The sequence below is a fragment of the Streptomyces sp. NPDC012825 genome (assembly GCF_042900925.1).
Classification (GTDB): Bacteria; Actinomycetota; Actinomycetes; order Streptomycetales; family Streptomycetaceae; genus Streptomyces.
In genome coordinates this window covers 146,769-166,171 of record NZ_JBIBBZ010000004.1, presented here as the reverse complement: position 1 = coordinate 166,171, position 19,403 = coordinate 146,769, and the positions used below count along the sequence as shown (strand labels likewise).

Below are 19,403 nucleotides of genomic sequence, written 5' to 3'. Positions count from 1 at the left end.
TTCCTCGTTCGCTCGTGCGTCGCCGCTCTCGGGGTGTCGCCGCTGTCGGGCTCTCGCCGTCGTCGGGCCTTCGAAAGGGCGAGTTTACGGAGCGGGGGGCCGCGCCTCCAAACCCGTTCGGGGGGCGTGGTCGAAGACACAGTCGCCGCACAGTCCGCCGCCGGGACAGCGGTAGTAAAGGCAGCAGCTGGCGCGGCGCAGCCGGGGGCCGCGGACCGTGCCGGCGAGGTCGGGGTGGTCGAGGAGCTCGGCGACCAGGGCGGCGGCCCGGTCGGCCGCGTCGGGCCTGCCGTGGGCGCGGGCCCAGCGGGTCAGTTCGCGCAGGGCGCCGGCGAGGGCGGAGCCGGCGTTGCCCCAGAGCAGCCGGGTCGCTGTCCGGCCGTCGCGGCGCAGGGCCGCGTGGAGCGGGACGAGGTGGGCCTCCTGGACGACCGCGCGGAGGTGGGCGGCGGTGGCGGGACGGGTCGCGGAGCCGGCCCACCACAGGTCGTCGGGTGAGGTCAGGGCCCCGTCCCAGTACAGCTCGGCGGGATCGAGGTCCGGGAAGCGGCCGTACAGGGCGGCGGGGCCGAGGGTGGTGGACCAGAGCCGGGCCGCGAGTCCCAGGTGGGCGACGGAGGCGCCGACGCGCCGCTCGGGGGTTCCGAGCCGGGCGGTGACCCGGTCCACGCGCGCGGTGAGGGGGCCGTCCTCCCCCGCGTGGATCCGGGCGAGCGGCACGTGGGCTCCGCCGGTCCCGGGCGGGGTGGTCCGCAGGGCGAAGAACCCGCCCACCGATCCGCTCTCGACGAGATCCATCCGCCCCCACGCTCCCGCTTCGCACCGTCGTCCGCCCCGGGCCCGGTCGCGGGCCGGCGCCCACGGTAGCGCCCCGGCGCGGGCCGGAGGACCGCTTCGTACCGGTTCGGGTCGCGGGGGCGTACACCCCGGGGCGTACGGGCGGGCTCCGTACCGCGGGAGGGGTACGGGAGAAGGGGTCCTCCGGTACGACGACGCGAACGGCGCGGGAGGAGGATCGTGGAAGGCATGAGTCCACTCGCGCTGTCCGTCGTCCTGGCCCTGGTCTCCGCGGTGGCCTACGCGGCCGCGGCGATCGTCCAGGAGCGGGTCGCGGCCTCCGCCGCCGGCCCGCGCTACGCGCCGCTGCGCCGTCCGGCCTGGTGGGGAGCGGTGCTGCTCAACGGCGTCGGGGCGGCCCTGCACGTCGCCGCCCTCGCGTACGGGCCGCTCAGCCTGGTCCAGCCGCTGGGCGCGCTCACGATCGTGTTCGCGCTGCCCATGGCGGCCCTCTTCGCCGGCCGGGGGACCGGGCGGCGGGCCCGGCACGGCGCCCTCATGGCCACGGCGGGGCTCGCGGGCCTGCTGAGCCTCACGACCGGCGCCGACGCGCGGTCCCTGGGCGACGGGCAGCGGTGGCTGCTCACGGGCGCCGCCTTCGGCGCGGTGGGCCTGCTCTTCGCGTGCGCGCACCTGGCGGGCCGGCCGGCGCTGCGCGGTGTCCTCCTGGCGACGGCGGCGGGCGTCTCCTTCGGCGCCGCTTCGGTGTTCACCAAGGCGGTGGCCGGGGAGTGGACGGCTCGGGCTCCGCTGACCGAGTGGACGGCGCTCCTGGTGCTCTCGGCGTTCGCCGTGGGCGGGCTGCTGCTGTCCCAGGCCTCCTACCGGGGCGCGGGGCTCGCCGCCCCGCTCGCCACCCTCACGGTGGTCAACCCGGTGGTCGCCGCCGCGGTGGGCGTGACGCTGTTCGGCGAGGGCTTCCGCTACGGCGCGGCGGGCGCCGTGGCCGCGCTGATCTGCGGCGCGGTCGCCGCAGGCGGTCTGGTGGAGCTCACGCTCGACCGGATGGCGCCCGCGCCGGAGGCGCCGCCCCCTCCCCGCGCGGGGGCGGGGAAGGGGCCGAGGGAGTCAGACGGAGACCCCGCGCGCCCTGAGATAGGCCAGGGGGTCGATGTCGGAGCCGTAACCGGGGCCCGTGCGGATCTCGAAGTGGAGGTGCGGTCCCGAGCTGTTGCCGGTCGACCCTGAGCGGCCGATGCGCTGCCCGGCGCCCACCCGCTGGCCCTCGCGGACGGTGAGGGCGGAGAGGTGCGCGTACTGGCTGTAGCGGCCGTCGTCGTGGCGGAGGACGATCTGGTAGCCGTACGCGCCCGCCCAGCCGGCCGAGACGACCCGGCCGCCGGCCACGGCCTTGACCGAGGTGCCGGTGGGGACGGGGAAGTCGACGCCCGTGTGGTAGCCGCTGGACCAGGAGGAACCGGGCTTGCCGTAGCGGGTGCCGATGCTCCCGGAGACGGGGGCCGAGTAGTGGACCTCCGGCGCGGCGGCCGGACGCGGCTTGGTGGCGGCGGGGCGGGAAGCGGGCTTGGCTGCCGGCCTGGTGACGGTTTTGACGACCGGCTTGGCGGCGGGCTTGGCGGCCGGCCTGACCGTCGGCTTGACGGCGGGCCGGGGGGCGGTCCCGGGGGACGCCGCCGTCGGCGGGGCGGTCTTCGCGGGGGCGGGGGCGGGTGCCTTCCCGGCCTTCCCGGCCGTGTCCACCCTCCCGGCCTGTCCGGCGGTCTTCCCCGCCTGTCCGGCGGTCTTCCCCGTCTGCCCGGCCCGGTCCGGCTGTGCGGGCCTCTTCGGCGGGGCGGCGATGCGCAGGGTGAGGCGCTGGCCGGGGATGATGAGGTCGGGGTCGTCGCCGACGACGGGCCGGTTCGTCTCGTACAGCCGCTGCCAGCCGCCCCGGACGTTCTCATCGCGGGCGATCCGCGACAGGGAGTCGCCGGGCGTCACCGTGTACATCTCGCGCACGGTGGGCACGGTGGTCGGGCTCGCGCTCCGGGCCGGACGTTCCGACAAGGCGCGCTGTCCGGGCAGGGAGGCGGTGCGCACCTGGTTCCCGCCGGACGGCTTCGCCGCGGCGGCCCGGGTGGTGGCCTCGGGCGCCCCACCGCCCCGGGCGAGACCGGCGCGGGGGCCGCAGGACGGCCAGGCGCCGGGGCCCTGTCCCTTGAGGACGCGCTCGGCGATCAGGATCTGCTGGTCCCGGGAGGCGAGGTCGGCGCGCGGCGCGTAGTGCGTGCCGCCGTACTCCTCCCAGGTGGACTGGGTGAACTGGAGGCCGCCGAAGTAGCCGTTCCCCGTGTTGATCTGCCAGTTGGAGGAGGATTCGCAGGCGGCGACCTTCTCCCAGACGTTCAGCGAGGCCGCTTGCACCGTGCCCGCGCCGATCAGCGGCAGCGCCATGCCGGCGCCTCCCGCCGTGATGGTGAGCGAGGCGCGGTTGACGCGGCTCGGCTGGTGACGGCGGTGACGTCCGCGTACGGCCATGGGCCCCCCTTGGAACACTGCGACAGCCGACAAGTTAGGGGTGGCGCACGCTCCGTGACAAGGACTTCACACGATCCCGCCCCTCTTCTGTCACCTCCGCGCGGGCACGGGCCCTCCGCCGGCGGGGCCCGGCTGGGGCTGGGGCTCGGGTTCCGGGACGGGCCCGCCGGGCTGCGGGGCCGGGCCGGGAGCGGGATCCGGCGGGGCCGGGACCGGGCCCGGCGAGGGTACGGGGTTGGGTGCGGGCACGGGGGGCGGGATGGGCGACGGGGGCAGCGGGTCAGGGGCGGGGTGGGTCATCACGGGCCTCTCGCTCGTCGGGTTCGTCGCTTCCCAGAGTGACCCGGGGCCGCTTCCGGCGCCCGCCGGACCGCCCCTACGGGTCAGCCCTCGGTCCCGTAGGGGGTCACCACAGGCTCGGGGTGGCCCTGAGCTGCTCCTTCGCCGCGCGGACCGCCTCGTCCGGCGGCGCGGGCGCCTCGTCCGGATGGCGTTCGGCCCACTTCGCGGCGTACGAGCAGAGCGGTACGACGGGCACGCCCTCGCGGGCGGCGGTGGCGTACAGCTCGCGCACGAGCGCCCCGGCGATGCCCTTCCCCTCGTGCTCCTCCTCGACGACGGTGTGCACCGCCACCAGGGCGTGGGGCTCGGCGTCGAGGGCGAAGTAGACGACGACACCGACGGGAACGTCCTCCTCGAACGCCTCCAGACGTCCGTTCGCCCGATCGTCACGGATCCGTGGATCGGCCATGGGGTGCCGTCCTTCCTCGGTTCGGCCCGGACCGACGGGGCCCGTGCTCAGCCGTGGGCGGGCACGGCGTGCGGGGGGCGCACCGTGTCGCTGCCGGGGACGGGCGCGGACGCGTCGGCCCCCAGCTCCACGATGCGGTTGTCCCCGTCGACGTGCACGACGCGCGGCACGAAGCCCCGCGCCTCGGCGTCGTCGACCTGCGCGTAGCTGATGAGGATCACCAGGTCACCGGGGTGCACGAGGTGCGCGGCGGCACCGTTGATGCCGATGACACCGGAACCCCGCTCCCCCTCGATGACGTACGTCTCCAGACGGGCACCGTTGTCGATGTCGACGATGTGCACCAACTCACCGGGAAGCAGGTCGGCCGCCTCCATCAACTCCACGTCGACGGTGACCGAACCGACGTAGTGCAGGTCGGCCTGGGTGACGGTGGCGCGGTGGATCTTGGACTTGAACAGAGTACGCAGCACTTTGGACTCCTCGAAGACGGCTCCCTGCCTGCTTTACGCAGGTCAAGGGCGGTCTCGACTTTACACCGACATCCCCGCCCGATGTTTGTGAGGAACATCGCCCCGGTCAGGCTGGACGGCTTCCCGTCTGGGCTTTCACGCCGCCACCGACGCCTGTACAGGCAACGCTCCGGGAACGTCTGGCGACTCATGCTGACCGAACGCTGACTTACCTGATGGGCCATCAAACACGCGGGAGACCCCCTCTGCACACGGACGGCGTGCGCCCACGCACCACCGACCCGTCGGGCACCGACATCGCTCTGATTCATGGAGCACGATTCCTTCGGCCGTCAGCCGGTCGAACACTTCGGAAGCCGGATCGCTGCCTGACGCCCGCCCGAGGCCCCTCGGCAGCATAGAACTCGCGAGCGAGGCGGGGCCAAGGCGTCGACGCCGGCCATCGTCGGGAAGGTGAAGGACGCCATCACGGCCTGAGGTTGAGCGAAGCCGCCGGGGGCGCTTCGCAGAACCGTCATTGCGCCTTAACGCCGGATCGTTGACCGGTCCCCTCGGGCTTGCGAGCATCGGGGCATCAGGTCGTCGAGCTGTCCCCCGCCTCCGTCGGCCCTCGGTTGCCGGGGCCGCCGTGCCACCGTACGACCGACTCCCGGACCGAGGAATCCCGATGCGACCAGCGCTCATCGCGACGCCGGGCGGTAAGCCCGCCGCCGACCAGCCCGACGCCGCCGTCCTGCGGGCCATCCTGCGCGGAGGCCCGCTGGCCCGCACCGCGATCATCCGGGAGACGGGCCTGAGCGCGGCCGTCGTGTCACGGCACGCAGCCGAACTGCTCGCGATGGGACTGGTCTGTGAGCCGCCCGAGCCGCACCGGCCGCCTCGGCCGGGACGCCCCCGCATCCCACTGGACATCGAGACCGCGCACCACGTCGCGGCGGGCGTGCACATCGCCGTCCCGCGGCTCACGTTCTCGCTCACCGACCTGCGCGGCAACGTCATCGCGTACGAGCACGTGCCCCGGCAGCCCCAGCACGGGGCGGCCCTCCAGGACCTCGCCGCACGACTGCCCGGCTTCCTGCGCAGACACCTCGGCGGGCGCTCCGTCCTCGGCCTCGGCGTGGCCACCGGCGGCTGGGTCGATCCCGACGCCGGGGTCCTGGTCGAGAACTCCGCGCTCGGCTGGCGCGACATCCCGCTGCGGCGCTCGCTGCAGCGCACGGTGGGACTGCCGGTCCATGTGGAAGGTCACGCCCGGGCGCTGGCCCAGGCCGAGCTGCTGTTCGGCGCCAACCGCGGCGGCGACCTGGTGCACCTGTTCGTCGGCAACGCCGTGGACGCGGCGATCGCCACCGGCGGCGTCCTGCTGCAGGGCCGGCGGTACGGCGCCGGCGGCATCGCCCACCTGCCCGTCCCGGGATCGGCAGAGCCGTGCCCCTGCGGCCGCACCGGTTGCCTCCAGGTCACCGTCTCCGACCGTGCCGTCGCGCGGCGCGCCGTCGCCGAGGGCGTCATCCCGCACCCCGATCTGCAGTTGCTCGTGCGTGCCGCCCGCGCGGGCGACGTCCGGGCGCTCGACCTGATCCGCACCCGCCTGCGGCTGATCGCGCACGCGGTGCGGCCGCTGCTCGACCTGATCCGCCCGGACGACCTGGTGCTGACCGAGTTCGCCACCCTCCGTCTGCCCCGGCTGCTCGACGAGCTGACCCGCGAGCTGGCGAGCGGCGGCGACCAGGTGCGGACCGGCTCCTTCGGCGCGGACACCCTCGCGGTGGCGGCGACCGCGCCGGTGCTCGCGGCTGTCTACCAGGACCCGTTGGGGCTGCGTACCAGCGGCGGCGCCCGATGAGCCGGGTGGGGCGGGGCGGGTTTCTTCCGCGCCGCCAGAAAATATTGTCCGCACCGGCACGGGAGCAGCACACTCTTCTCATGGACGCACAGCAGAGGGCCACGATCCGGGCAGCCGCAGGCCGGCACCCCGTGAACGCCTTCCGCGCGCACCACTTCGCCGGACTGGGCTGTCGCGCCCACTGACCGGCTCTCCGCCGGCGCGCACCGCCGCGCCGGGGCACTGGGCACCGCCCCCGGCGTACGACTCCGCCGAACTCCGTGCTGGCTCAGGCAGGTTCACCGGCTGAAGCACGGCCGGAGCACAGCTGAACACCGGCTGGAGCACTGGCTGGGGCACCAGCACGGCTGAGCACCGCCTGGAGCTCTGGCTGAAGTACCGGCTGCAGCACCGGCGCCGGCCCCTCTTTCCCGGCCTCGCCGCGTACCTGACACCTGCCGGGCGCCCTTCACATCCGTGAGCCCGCGCCCGGCAGGTGATCCCGCGTACCCCGACACCGTCCCGGTGCGCCCGGTCGCCTTCCTCACCCGTCCTCGTTCGTCATGCCCGAAAGGACTCGCCCCATGAGCACGCTCACCGTCCGTCCCGTCGCCGGTCACATCGGCGCCGACCTCGACGGCGTGGACCTCGCCGGCCCGCTGGCCGTCGAGACGGTCGACGAGATCAAGCAGGCCCTCCACCGTCACAAGGTCGTCTTCTTCCGGGGGCAGCGGCTCGACCACGCCTCGCAGATCGCCTTCGCCCGCCACTTCGGCGAGCTCACCTACGCCCATCCGCACGACGACGCCCCGCCGGAGGGCCACCCGGAGATCTTCACCATCGACCCGCGCCGCTTCGAGGAGCGCTACGGGAAGAACTTCCGGGCGGAGTACCGCAAGCGCCAGTACAGCTACTTCGACGGCTGGCACACCGACGTCACCGCCGCGGTGAACCCGCCCGCCGGGTCCGTCCTGCGCGCCGAGACGGTCCCGGAGTTCGGCGGCGACACGCAGTGGACCAACCTCGTCGCCGCGTACGAGGGGCTGTCCGCCCCCGTCAGGGCGTTCGTGGACACGCTGCGCGCCGAGCACCGGTACGGCGGCGACCGGCCGGTCGGCGAGGACGGCGCGTACGCCCGCCGGATCAACGACAACCTGCTCGTGTCCGTACACCCCGTGGTGCGGGTGCACCCGGAGACCGGGGAGCGCGCGCTGTTCGTCAACCCGGGGTTCACCAGCCACATCGTGGGCGTCACCGCCGCGGAGAGCCGACGGATCCTGGACCTGCTGTACGCCGAGATCACCCGGCCCGAGTACACGGTGCGCTTCCGCTGGGAGCCGGGGCACGTGGCGTTCTGGGACAACCGGGCCACCGCGCACCTCGCCCCGCGCGATCTGGAGCACCTCGACGTCGAGCGCCGGCTGCACCGGGTCACCCTGATCGGCGAGGTCCCCGTCGGACCGGACGGACACCCGTCCGAGTCGGTCGCCGGGCGCCCGTTCACCGCCGATCACCGGGTCGCCGACGCCTCCTGACACCCCCGGGGGCCGCCGACGCCCGTGCCGCCGCTTGCCGCCGCCGACGCCGGTGGCCCCGCCGCCCCCTCGCTCCGCCCTTCGGTCCACCCCGCCGGCCCTCCGCCGGCCTCCTCCCCCGGCCCCTCCCCCGCCGGCACGTGAAAGGCCCCCGTATCGCCATGTCCCTGCACACCTCAAGACCCCTGGACCGCCGGGGATTCCTCGCCCTGGGCAGCGGCGCGCTGCTGGCACTCGCGGGCTGCGCTTCCCCCGACCAGGCCGGCTCCACGCAGCTCGGCGCGCTGCCGACCGTCGCACCCGACAAGAAGACCACCCTCAGGATCGGAACGGCCACGACGCAGGCGCAGCTCGTCGCGGAACCCTCGCTCGGCCCGCTGCCGTTCTCCGTCGAGTGGGTCCGGCTCAACGGCGGCCCCGAGACCATCCAGGGTTTCCGGGCGGGCGCGGTCGACCTGGCGAGCAACGCCGGGATGCCGCCGATACAGGCGCACGACATCGGCTTCGACGCCAAGATCGTCGCCATCGCGCACAACACCGCGGTCACCTACATCCCCACCACCCGGCCGGGCAGCGACATCCGGACGGCGAAGGACGTCGTCGGCAAGCGGATCGCCTTCTCCCAGGGCCAGGCGCAGGGCGTCACGATCCTCAAGTGGCTGAACGAGAACGGCATCTCCCACAAGGACGTGACCCTGGTGCCGCTGCCCAGCGCCCAGTTCCTGACCGCGCTCCAGGGCGACCAGGTCGACCTCGCCCCGCTGACCGAGCCGTCGCTGACGAAGTACCTGAAGCAGTACGCGAAGGACGGCGCGCGCACCCTGCCCACCGACGTCCAGGACCTCCTGAGCCTGCTGTGGGCGCCCACGTCGGTGCTCGCCGACGAACGCAAGGCGGCGGCGATCCGGGCGTTCATCCCGATCTGGGTCCGGGGCAACAACTGGTCCTGGGAGAACCCCGAGCAGTGGATCGAGTCGTACTACGTCAAGGATCAGGGCGTCAGCCGCGAGGACGGCGAACGGATCGTCAAGGCCCGCAGCAAGCCGCTGTACCCCACGAACTGGGACTCCTCCATCGCCTGGGAGCAGTCGATCGCCGATCTCATGTCCGGCGCCGGCTTCGTGAAGAAGTTCGACGTCAGCGTGCTGTTCGACCGGCGGTTCGAGAAGGTCGCGGCGGAGGCCGCGCCCGCCGCGTACCGAGGGCGGGCCTGAGATGGGCGAACACCTCTGGTACATCCCGAACACCGTCGAGCCCGGGCATCGCGGCGACGACACCGTCGAGGGCTGGGGCACGCTGGACCACTCCACGGAGCTGGCCCGCGCCGTCGAGGACCACGGCTGGGCCGGGGCGCTCCTCGGCACCGGCTGGGGCCGTCCGGACACCTTCACCGTCGCGGCCTCCCTCGCCGCCCGTACGACGACGTTCAAGCCGCTCATCGCCATCCGGCCCGGCTACTGGCACCCGGCGAACTTCGCCTCCGCCGCGGCCACCCTCGACCGGCTCAGCGAAGGCAGGGTCCTGGTCAACATCGTCAGCGGCCTCGACGACGCCGCGTCCTACGGCGACGGCGAGTTCGACCCCGGCCGCCGCTACGAGCGCACCCTGGAGTTCCTCCGGCTGGTGCGCCGCTTGTGGAACGACGAGGAGGTGACGTTCCGGGGAGAGCACTACCGGGTGAAGAACTCCACGGTCCGGCCGCGTCCCTGGCGCGCCGAGGAGGGCCGGCACCCCCGGCTGTACTTCGGCGGCGCGAGCCCGGCCGCCGAGCGGGTCGCCGCGCAGGAGGCCGACGTCCAGCTGTTCTGGGGTGAGCCGCTGGACGGCGTGGCCGAACGCATCGACCGGCTGCGGACGCTGTCCGACAAGGTCGGGCGCGGACACCGGCCGCTGGAGTTCGGGCTGCGCGTGACGACCCTCGTACGGGACACCACCGAAGACGCGTGGCGCGCGGCGGAGGAGAAGGTCGGCCGCATGGCGCGGCAGGATCCGCGCGCCCGGGAGGCGTTCCGGCGCGGCACTGCCGCCGGCCAGCGACGGCTGCTCGACCTGGCGGACCGGGGCGACGTCCTGGACAGCTGCCTCTACACGGCCCCCGGCCGCTACGGAGGCGGCGGCGCCGGTACGACCTGGCTGGTCGGCTCCGCGCGGGAGGTCGCCGACGCGCTGCACCGCTACCGCGAGCTCGGCGTGACCCACTTCGTGCTGTCGGACACCCCGTACCGGCAGGAGATCGCCCGCGTCGGCGACGCCCTGCTCCCGCTCCTGACGGAGCCGGCCGCGTCCCCCGCCGGCTCAGCCCCGCGGCGGCTGTCCGCCGCCCACTCCTCGGAGGCCCCCGCATGACCGCCGTCCTGCACGACACCACCTCCCTGCGCGCCGCGTACGGCGCGTTCCCCACCGGCGTCACGGGGATCGCCGCCCTGGTCGACGGCGAGCCGGTCGGGCTGGCCGCCAGATCGTTCACGACCGTGTCCCTCGCGCCACCGCTGGTCTCCGTCTGCGTGGCGCACACCTCCGGCACCTGGCCGGTGCTGCGCCGCGCCGGCCGTCTGGGCGTCAGCGTGCTCGGCGCGGACCAGGGGGCGCTGTGCCGGCGGCTCGCCGGTCCGGCCGGCGAGCGTTTCGCGGGGCCTCGTGGCAGGCGGACGAGGACGGCGCGGTGCTGCTGGACGGCGCCGCCGCCTGGTTCACCAGCTCGGTCGACGACGAGATCCGGGCCGGTGACCACGACATCGTCGTCCTGCGCGTCCACGACCTGCGCCTCGACCGGGACGTGGACCCCCTCGTCTTCCACGCCAGTTCGTTCCGCTCCCTCCTCCCCCGACCTCAGGAGCCCCGATGAACTTCGATCTGACCTCCCGAACGGGCGGTGGCACGGCCACCGTGACCGCCGGGCCGGAGAAGGCACCGCCGTCCTCGGCGCCCCCGGCCGCCACACCGCCGGCGGACGCGACGACACCGGGCACGGCGGCGGCCGCCGGTCTGGTGCCGGCGATCCAGCGCCGCCTCGGGCGCGGCAAGTCGATCCCGTTCGGCCGGCTCCTCGGCCCGCTGCTGCTCGTCCTCGCCTGGTGGGGTGCCTCGGCAGCCGGCTGGCTGGACCCGCGCAAGCTGTCGTCGCCCGCCTCGGTCGTGACCTCCGCCCAGGAGCTGTGGGTGAGCGGGCGTCTGCAGGAGAGCGTGCAGGCCTCGCTGTCGCGTGCCCTGCTCGGTCTGCTCATCGGCGTCGCGGTCGGCCTGGTGCTCGCGCTGGCGTCCGGGCTCTCCCGCATCGGTGACGCGGTCGTGGACGGCACGCTGCAGGTCAAGCGCTCGATCCCCAACCTCGCGCTGCTTCCGCTGCTGATCCTGTGGCTGGGCATCGGCGAGACGATGAAGGTGGTCGTCATCGCGCTCGGTGTGACCGTCGGCATCTACATCAACACCCACGCCGCGCTGGTCTCCATCGACGCCCGCTACGTCGAACTCGCCGAGGCACAGCGGCTGTCACGCTGGCTGTTCCTGCGCAAGGTCGTGCTGCCGGCCGCGCTCCCGGGCTTCTTCACGGGGCTGCGGCTGGCGGTGACCGCGGCCTGGCTCGGTCTGATCGTGGTCGAGCAGATCAACGCCACGTCGGGCATCGGCTACATGATGTTCCAGGCCCAGCAGTACGCCCAGTCCGGGATCATCCTCGTCGGTCTGGTGCTGTACGGCACCTTCGGCTTCGCCTCCGACGCCCTTGTCCGCCTGGTGGAGGGGAGGGTGCTGTCGTGGCGACGTACGATCACCGCCTGAGCGACGGCGGCCCGGTCGCCGAGGGGGTGGACTCCGCCGCCGTCCGCGTCAACGGCCTCACCCGGTCCTTCGGTGACCGCCAGGTGCTCCGGAACGTCGATCTGACCCTCGCCCGCGGCGAGTTCACGGCGCTCCTCGGACGCAGCGGCTCGGGCAAGAGCACCCTGCTGCGCGCGGTGGCGGGACTGGACCACACCACCGTCGGCACGGGCGAGATCCTGGTGCCGCGGCGGGTCTCGCTGGTCTTCCAGGACTCGCGGCTGCTGCCGTGGCTGAGGATCCTCGACAACGTGGTGCTCGGTCTGTCCGGCGACGACGCCAAGGAGCGCGGCCGTGCCGCCCTCGACGAGGTCAGCCTGGGCGGCCGGGCGTCGGCCTGGCCGCACGAGCTGTCCGGCGGCGAGCAGCAGCGGGCCGCGCTGGCCCGATCGCTGGTGAGCGAGCCCGAACTGCTGCTCGCCGACGAGCCGTTCGGCTCCCTCGACGCGCTGACCCGTATCCGGATGCACCGGCTGCTGCGCCGACTGTACGAGCGGCACCGGCCGGCCGTGCTGCTGGTGACCCACGACGTGGACGAGGCGGTGACCCTCGCCGACCGGGTGCTGGTCCTCGACGACGGCGACTTCGTCCTGGACCTGCGCATCGACCTGCCGACCGAACGCGACCCGGGCGACGCGCTGTTCCAGCGGCACCGCACCACCCTGCTGGGCGCGCTGGGCGCCCTCCCCGACGACCGTACGAAGGACACGAGGGAACCGTCATGAGCAAGCGCGCCGAGAAGCTCCGTCTGAACGCCTTCCTGATGGGCGTCGGCCACCACGAGGCCGCCTGGCGGCTGCCGGAGTCGGACCCGTACGCCTCCTGGGACGTCGAGCACTACCGCAACCTCGCTCGGATCGCCGAACGGGGCAGACTGGACTCGCTGTTCCTCGCCGACAGCCCGGGGCTGATGGGCGATCCCGCCCGCCGGCCCGGCGGGCGGCTCGAACCGACGGTGCTGCTGACGGCGCTCGCCGGGGTGACCGAGCACATCGGTCTGATCGCGACCGCCTCGACGTCGTACAACGAGCCGTACAACCTGGCCCGCCGGTTCGCCTCCCTCGACCACGTGTCCGGCGGGCGGGCCGGATGGAACATCGTCACGACCGCGGGAGCGGACGCGGCCCGCAACTTCGGACTGGACGACACACCCCTGCACAAGGAGCGGTACGAGCGCGCCGACGAGTTCCTCGAGGTGTCCACCAGGCTGTGGGACAGCTGGGCGGACGACGCGATCGTGGCCGACAAGGACGCCGGCGTCCACGCCGACTCCGCGAAGGTCCGCGGGATCGATCACGCCGGGCGGTTCTTCCGGGTCGCCGGACCGCTGAACGTGCCCCGCTCGCCGCAGGGTCACCCGCTGCTCGTGCAGGCCGGTTCGTCGGAGAACGGCAAGGCGTTCGCGGCGCGGTGGGCGGAGGCGGTCTTCACCGCGCAGCAGACCCTCGGAGAGGCACAGGCGTTCTACGCCGACCTGAAGAAGCGGGCCGTGGCGCACGGCCGCGATCCGGGGGCCATCAAGATCCTGCCCGGGATCGTGCCGGTCATCGGTGACAGCGAGGCGGAGGCGGAGGAGCTGGACCGCGAGCTGGACCGGCTGATCAGCCCGGAGTTCGCCAAGCGGCAGCTCGCCCGGCTGTTCCGCATCGACCCGGACGCGCTGGACCTGGACGGGCCGCTGCCGGACGACCTGCCGTCCGAGGACGAGATCGAAGGGTCCAAGAGCCGGTACACGCTGATCGTGGAGCTGGCCCGGAGGGAGAGGTTGACCGTACGTCAGCTGATCGGCCGGCTCGGCGGCGGCCGGGGGCACCGCACGTTCACCGGCACGCCGGTGCAGGTGGCCGACGCCATCGAGGAGTGGTTCGACGGTGACGCCGCGGACGGGTTCAACATCATGCCGCCGGTCCTGCCGTCCGGTCTGGAGGCCTTCGTCGACAAGGTGGTGCCGATCCTCCAGGAGCGCGGCAGGTTCCGCACCGAGTACACCGGCAGTACGCTGCGCGACCACTACGGACTGCCCCGCCCCGCGGACTCGCTCGCGACCCCGCAGGCCCTCGGGGCGTCCGCGTGACGGTCGCACCTTGTCGCACCGCGGACCGTACGTCCCCGGCGCCACCCGGGCCGGCCGGCGCGGGCTGGGTGCGCCGGCTGGTCCGGTACTGCCTGGCCCACCGCTCCGACCTGGCCTGGGCGTACGGCGCCGCGCTCGTCGCCGCGGTGGCCACGGCCGTACTGCCGCTGGTCCTGCGCCATGTCGTGGACGGGGTGGCGTCCCCCTCGGCCGCGCTGACCCCCTGGGTGGTGCTGCTGCTCGGTCTCGGCGCGCTGCGGTTCGGGGCGAGCTTCCTGCGCCGGTACTGCTCCGGCCGGGTGTCCCTCGGAGTGCAGTACGCGCTGCGCAACGACACCTTCGCCGCGCTGCTGCGGCTCGGCGGCCGCCAGCAGGACGAGCTGCACACCGGCCAGGTCGTCAGCCGGGCCGTCTCCGACGTGACGCTCGTCCAGATGCTGCTGCAGTTCCTGCCGAACATGTTCGGCAACGCGCTGATGTTCGCCCTGTCGGTGACGCTGATGTTCGCGCTGACGCCGCTGCTGACCCTGGTCGCCCTCGTCGTCGGCCCGGTGCTGTGGCTGATCGCGTACCGCAGCCGCCGCCACCTGTTCCCCGCCAACTGGCACGCGCAGCAGGAGGCGGCCGAGGTCGCGTCGACCGTGGAGGCTGCGGTCGCGGGCGTCCGCGTGGTCAAGGGCTTCGGACAGGAGGAGCGTGAACTGGCGGAGCTGGAGCGGCGGTCGCGCGGGCTGTTCTCCTCGCGGTTCCGGGTCGCCCGGCTCACCAGCAGGTACAACCCGGCGCTCCAGGCCGTGCCGGCCCTCGGGCAGGTCGCCGTGCTCGCGCTGGGCGGCTGGCTGGCGCTGCACGGCAGCATCTCCCTGGGCACCTTCGTCGCGTTCAACGCCTATCTCGGCTCGTTCGTGACGCCCGTGCGCCAGGTGGCCATGCTGCTCACCGTCTGGCCGCAGGCACGCGCCGGGGTGGAGAGGGTGCTCGACATCGTCGACACGGCTCCCGAGATCACCGACGCCCCGGACGCCGTCGCCGTGCCGGACGGGGCGCCGGCCCTGGAGTGGGACGGTGTGGTGTTCGGCCATGACGCCACGGCCGCCCCGCTGCTCGACGGGTTCACCCTGAGGGTGGAACCCGGGGAGACGCTGGCCCTGGTCGGTGCGGCCGGGTCGGGCAAGTCCACGGCGGCGGCGCTGCTGCCCCGGTTCTTCGACCCGGCCGCCGGGACGGTACGGGTCGGCGGCGTCGACGTCCGCGGACTGCGGCTCGCCGAACTGCGTGCCCGGATCGGCTTCGTCTTCGAGGAGCCGCATCTGCTGTCCGGCACCATCGCGGCGAACATCGCCTACGGGCGTCCCGACGCCGGGCCGGCGGAGATCCGCCGCGCGGCGCGGCTGGCGCAGGCCGACGCGTTCGTCAGCGCCCTGCCGGACGGCTACGACACCGTGATCGGCGAGCAGGGCCTCACCCTGTCCGGCGGGCAGCGCCAGCGCATCGCCCTGGCCCGGGCGATCCTGCCCGACCCTGCCGTCCTGGTGCTGGACGACGCGACCTCCGCCATCGACGCACAGGTCGAGGCGGCCATCCACGCCGGTCTGCACCAAGTGGCGCGGCAGCGGACCACGTTGGTCATCGCCCACCGGGCGTCCACCCTCGAACTGGCCGACCGGGTCGCCGTCCTGGACCGCGGCCGGGTCGTCGACATCGGCACGCCCGACGAACTCCGGGAGCGCAGCGCGCTGTACCGGTCGCTGCTGTCTCCCGATGAGCAGCCCGGCGAACTCGGCGTGGACGAGGCGTCGGCCGCGGAGCCGCCGCGGCCGCGCGGTGTCACCGAGGAGCTGTGGCGCCCCGCCCCGAACGCCCCGTCGGCCGGCCCGGACGTCGGGGCGCGGGTCGCCGCCGCCTACGCGCAGGCCGCCGCGACGTCCGGGCCGGGCCGCGCGGGGCCGGGCGGAGGGCTGCTCGGTGGCGCCCCGGCCGGTGAGGAACTCCGGGAGCGGCTGGCGGCGTTGCCGCGCGTGGACGTGGATCCGAAGGTCTCGCCCGAGCAGGCCCGCGCCTGGGACCCGGACTTCGGACTGCGCACGCTCGTACGGCCCTTCCGGCTGCCGCTGCTCGGCGGTCTCGCACTGGTCGGCGCGGACGCACTCGCGCAGCTCGCCGTACCGGTCCTGGTGCGGCACGGCGTCGACAGCGGCGTCAGCCGGTCCGCACCGGCGGTGCTGCTGGCGACCTCGGCCGTCGCTGCGGTGGTCGTGCTGCTCGGCTGGCTGGTGAACGTCGCCCAGGTGCGGGTGACCGGCCGCACCGGCGAGCGTCTGCTGCACACGCTGCGGGTGCGGACGTACGCCCAGTTGCAGCGGCTCGGTCTGGACTACTACGAGCGCGAGCAGGGCGGCCGGATCATGACCCGGATGACCACGGACGTGGACGCGCTGTCGGCGTTCCTGCAGACGGGTCTGGTGACCTTCGTGGTCTCTCTGCTGACGATGCTCGGTGTGCTCGTCGCCCTGCTCGTCATCGACGCGGAGCTGGCCGTCACCCTGCTCCTCGCCCTGCCGGTCCTCGTCGCCGCCACGGCGGTGTTCCGGGCGCGATCGCTGCCCGCCTACCTCGATGCGCGGGAGCGGGTCAGCGCGGTCAACGCCTCCCTCCAGGAGAACGTGCCCCTGATCCGGGTCACCCAGGCCTTCGGCCGCGAGGAGCGCAACGCCCGCGACTTCGCCCGCCTGGCCTGGGCGTTCCGCGACTCCAGGCTGCGGGCGCAGCGGCTGATGGCGACGTTCTTCCCGTTCGTCGAGTTCCTCGGCACGGCGGCGACCGCCATGGCCCTGGTGATCGGCGCCGGGCAGGTGCGCGACGGCCGGCTCACCGCCGGTGTCCTGATCGCATTCCTGCTCTACGTCGAGCTGTTCTTCTCACCGATCCAGCAGCTGTCCCAGGCGTTCGACGGCTACCAGCAGGCGGTCGTGGGCCTGGGCAGGCTGCGCACGCTGATGCGCGAGCCGGTCGGCACACCGGTCGCCGAGCGCCCGGTGCCGGTACGCGAGCTGCGCGGCGAGATCGAATTCGACCGGGTGTCGTTCGGCTACCGGGACGGCGGGCGTGAGGTACTCCACGAGGTCAGCCTGCGGGTCGCCGCCGGGGAGACGGTGGCCCTGGTCGGGACGACCGGCGCGGGCAAGTCGACGATCGTCAAGCTCGTCGCCCGCTTCTACGACCCGACCGCCGGGACCGTACGGATCGACGGCACCGACCTGCGCGCCCTGGATCCGGCGGGGTACCGGCGCCGGCTCGGGGTCGTCCCGCAGGAGACGTACCTGCTGGGCACGACCGTGCGGGACGCGATCGCGTACGGCCGTCCCGACGCCACCGACGCGGAGGTGGAGGCCGCGGCGCGGGCGGTCGGCGCGCACGCGATGGTGGCCGGGCTGCCGCACGGCTATCTGACCGCGGTCGGCGAGCGCGGCCGGGGCCTGTCCGCGGGCCAGCGGCAGCTGCTGGCGCTGGCCCGGGCCGAACTCGTCGACCCGGACGTCCTGTTGCTCGACGAGGCCACCGCCTCGCTCGACCTGGCCGGCGAACGCCGGGTGGCCGCGGCGACGGCGGCGCTCACCCGGAGGCGCACCACGCTCGTCGTGGCGCACCGGCTGACCACCGCCGCCCGCGCGGACCGGGTGGTCGTGCTGCGGGACGGCACGGTCGCCGAGGCCGGTACGCATCACGAACTGCTCGCGGCGCACGGCCCGTACCGGAGTCTGTGGGACACGTTCCGCGCCGCCGGCGGGGCGGCGAGCGTCGACCAGGTCGCTGCATCCGGGACGGCACCCGGACGACGGCCCGTCTCCACGGCCCCGGCCGCCCCCACACCCATTCCCACAGCCGCCCCCGCACCCATCCCCGCGGCTGTCCCCACGGAAGGAACGTCATGACCATCCCGTACCGGCCCTTCGGCCGCACCGGCGTGCAGGTGAGCGCGCTCGCCCTCGGCGCGATGAACTTCGGCGCCCGGGGCAACCCGGACCACGAGGACGGGGTCCGCATCATCCACCGCGCCCTGGACGCCGGGATCAACATCGTCGACACGGCGGACGTGTACTCGCAGGGCGAGTCGGAGGTGATCGTCGGCAAGGCCCTCGCCGGGCGCCGGGACGACGTCTTCCTGGCCACCAAGTTCCACGGCCGCATGGGGGACGACGTCAACCGGTTCGGCAACTCGCGCCGCTGGATCCACCGTGCCGTCGAGGACAGCCTGCGGCGTCTCGGCACCGACCACATCGACCTCTACCAGGTGCACCGGCCGGAGGAGGACACGGACTTCGACGAGACGCTCGGTGCACTGACCGATCTGGTCCGCCAGGGCAAGGTCCGCTACCTCGGCACGTCCACGTTCCCTCCGTCGTCGATCGTCGAGGGGCAGTGGACCGCGGAGAGGCGGGGCCGTGAGCGCGTGGTGGCCGAGCAGCCGCCGTACTCGGTCCTGGCCCGCGGCGTGGAGGCAGAGGTGCTGCCGGTGGCCCAGCGGTACGGCTTGGCGGTGATCCCCTGGAGCCCGTTGGCCGGCGGCTGGCTGACCGGCCGCTACCGGGCGGGCGGGCCGCAGCCGGAGTCGAGCCGGGCGGCCCGCCAGCCGGGCCGCTTCGAGATCGGCGGCGCGGAGAACGCGGCCAAGCTGGAGGCGGTCGAGGCGCTCGCGGTCCTGGCCGAGCAGTCGGGCCTCACCCTGATCGAACTGGCCCTCGGCTTCGTCCTCGCCCACCCGGCGGTCACCGCCCCGATCATCGGCCCGCGCACCCTGGAGCAGCTGGAGTCCCAGCTCGGCGCGGCCGACAGGCCTCTGCCGGCGGACGTCCTGGACGAGATCGACAAGATCGTTCCCCCGGGCACCACCCTGTCGTCCCAGGACGCGGGCTACACCCCGCCGTCCCTGCGCGAGCCGACGGTCCGCCGCCGCCCGCTCGGCTGACGGGGGCGGTTCAGGGCGGGCCCGGCCCGCCGACGGCTCAGCGAAGCCGATCCGGGGGTCGTGGCGATCGCCGCGGCCCCCGGGAGCGATGAACCATGCACAGGCGCTGCGCAGAGGGCGGAGGGTCAGCAAGCGGAGACAGGGCTGCGACGCATGCTGACCATTCGCTGACCCGAGGGGCCCCTATCATGCCCCTGACCTGCACAGACGTCCAAATGCTAGATCTTGGACTTGAATATCGTTCGTATCATCGAGGCACTCCTGGACATAGGCTCCCTGCCTGCGTTTTTGCAGGTCAAGGGCTGTTTCCACACCCTACAACGAGTCGCAGGTCCGGGCAGCATTCCCCAGGTTTTTCAGCACTGATGCTGGCCACTTGCCGACTTTCCTGACGCATCATCAGGCAATGCCGGGAGCTTCACCCGCCCCTCGGACCTACCACGACGACTTCACAAGCCTACGCAGTTATCGCCCACGAGCCTCCGTGATCACCGTCACCCCGACGGATCGGCGACGACTCCCGATCCCTGCATCCGCCAGGGCCCCGCCACCGCAGGAACCCTCGAAACGACGCGGCGACCCAGCAGTGAATCCCGGCCCGGCAAAGCCGACGATCCTCATGACCATGGCCGCAGCCCGCCCGGCGGC

14 protein-coding genes and 1 pseudogene are annotated in these 19,403 nt (G+C 73.8%); 11 read left to right on the top strand and 4 right to left on the bottom strand.

Translation table 11 applies throughout. The features are described 5' to 3' along the window. Window positions 1–84 precede the first annotated feature (84 nt). A complete protein-coding gene (locus tag ACFY7E_RS12325) occupies window positions 85–798 on the bottom strand; it encodes a (2Fe-2S)-binding protein (RefSeq protein ID WP_383435499.1) in 714 nt (237 codons plus the stop codon). Between the two features lie 228 nt (window positions 799–1,026). On the opposite strand from ACFY7E_RS12325, the gene ACFY7E_RS12320 reads away from it, so the two are divergent. Further along, window positions 1,027–2,025 carry a DMT family transporter gene (locus ACFY7E_RS12320; protein ID WP_389483675.1) on the top strand — a complete coding sequence of 333 codons (999 nt, stop codon included), beginning with the start codon at window positions 1,027–1,029 and terminating at the stop codon, window positions 2,023–2,025. Here ACFY7E_RS12320 and ACFY7E_RS12315 read toward each other — a convergent pair. The 3 genes from ACFY7E_RS12315 to panD all read right to left on the bottom strand — a co-directional run bounded on the left by ACFY7E_RS12315 (window position 1,906) and on the right by panD (window position 4,539). Further along, window positions 1,906–3,315: a transglycosylase family protein gene (locus tag ACFY7E_RS12315; RefSeq protein WP_389483673.1), complete on the bottom strand. Its 1,410-nt coding sequence runs from the start codon at window positions 3,313–3,315 to the stop codon at window positions 1,906–1,908. The genes ACFY7E_RS12320 and ACFY7E_RS12315 overlap by 120 nt on opposite strands. Window positions 3,316–3,721: 406 nt before the next feature. After that, a complete protein-coding gene (locus ACFY7E_RS12310; RefSeq protein WP_389483670.1) occupies window positions 3,722–4,066 on the bottom strand; it encodes a GNAT family N-acetyltransferase in 345 nt (114 codons plus the stop codon). Between the two features lie 47 nt (window positions 4,067–4,113). Continuing rightward, a complete protein-coding gene (panD, locus tag ACFY7E_RS12305) occupies window positions 4,114–4,539 on the bottom strand; it encodes an aspartate 1-decarboxylase (RefSeq protein ID WP_389483668.1) in 426 nt (141 codons plus the stop codon). Window positions 4,540–5,206: 667 nt separating this feature from the next. Between panD and ACFY7E_RS12300 the strand changes: the two genes are divergently transcribed. The 10 genes and pseudogenes from ACFY7E_RS12300 to ACFY7E_RS12255 all read left to right on the top strand — a co-directional run bounded on the left by ACFY7E_RS12300 (window position 5,207) and on the right by ACFY7E_RS12255 (window position 18,755). After that, a complete protein-coding gene (locus tag ACFY7E_RS12300; protein ID WP_389483666.1) occupies window positions 5,207–6,385 on the top strand; it encodes an ROK family transcriptional regulator in 1,179 nt (392 codons plus the stop codon). 563 nt (window positions 6,386–6,948) lie between these two features. Continuing rightward, on the top strand, window positions 6,949–7,899 hold the full coding sequence (locus ACFY7E_RS12295; protein WP_389483663.1) for a TauD/TfdA dioxygenase family protein: 951 nt from the start codon (window positions 6,949–6,951) through the stop codon (window positions 7,897–7,899). Between the two features lie 161 nt (window positions 7,900–8,060). Beyond that, a complete protein-coding gene (locus ACFY7E_RS12290; protein ID WP_362220497.1) occupies window positions 8,061–9,113 on the top strand; it encodes an ABC transporter substrate-binding protein in 1,053 nt (350 codons plus the stop codon). 1 nt (window position 9,114) lies between these two features. Next, complete coding sequence (locus ACFY7E_RS12285; RefSeq protein ID WP_389483661.1) at window positions 9,115–10,245, top strand: LLM class flavin-dependent oxidoreductase; 1,131 nt, start codon at window positions 9,115–9,117, stop codon at window positions 10,243–10,245. Continuing rightward, window positions 10,242–10,744: pseudogene (locus ACFY7E_RS12280) on the top strand (flavin reductase family protein). The gene ACFY7E_RS12285 and the pseudogene ACFY7E_RS12280 overlap by 4 nt, the downstream one beginning before the upstream one ends. After that, window positions 10,741–11,676, top strand: a complete 936-nt coding sequence (locus tag ACFY7E_RS12275) for an ABC transporter permease (RefSeq protein WP_389483659.1) — start codon at window positions 10,741–10,743, stop codon at window positions 11,674–11,676. The pseudogene ACFY7E_RS12280 and the gene ACFY7E_RS12275 overlap by 4 nt, the downstream one beginning before the upstream one ends. After that, window positions 11,652–12,440, top strand: a complete 789-nt coding sequence (locus ACFY7E_RS12270; protein ID WP_389483657.1) for an ABC transporter ATP-binding protein — start codon at window positions 11,652–11,654, stop codon at window positions 12,438–12,440. The genes ACFY7E_RS12275 and ACFY7E_RS12270 overlap by 25 nt, the downstream gene beginning before the upstream one ends. Further along, the gene (locus tag ACFY7E_RS12265; RefSeq protein WP_389483655.1) at window positions 12,437–13,789 is read left to right on the top strand and encodes an LLM class flavin-dependent oxidoreductase; all 1,353 of its coding nucleotides are present in this window, start codon (window positions 12,437–12,439) and stop codon (window positions 13,787–13,789) included. The genes ACFY7E_RS12270 and ACFY7E_RS12265 overlap by 4 nt, the downstream gene beginning before the upstream one ends. Continuing rightward, window positions 13,786–17,721, top strand: coding sequence for an ABC transporter ATP-binding protein (locus ACFY7E_RS12260; protein ID WP_389483652.1), 3,936 nt, complete (start codon window positions 13,786–13,788; stop codon window positions 17,719–17,721). Before ACFY7E_RS12265 ends, ACFY7E_RS12260 begins: the two co-directional genes overlap by 4 nt. Then, the gene (locus tag ACFY7E_RS12255) at window positions 17,718–18,755 is read left to right on the top strand and encodes an aldo/keto reductase (RefSeq protein WP_389483650.1); all 1,038 of its coding nucleotides are present in this window, start codon (window positions 17,718–17,720) and stop codon (window positions 18,753–18,755) included. Before ACFY7E_RS12260 ends, ACFY7E_RS12255 begins: the two co-directional genes overlap by 4 nt. Window positions 18,756–19,403: the final 648 nt, after the last annotated feature.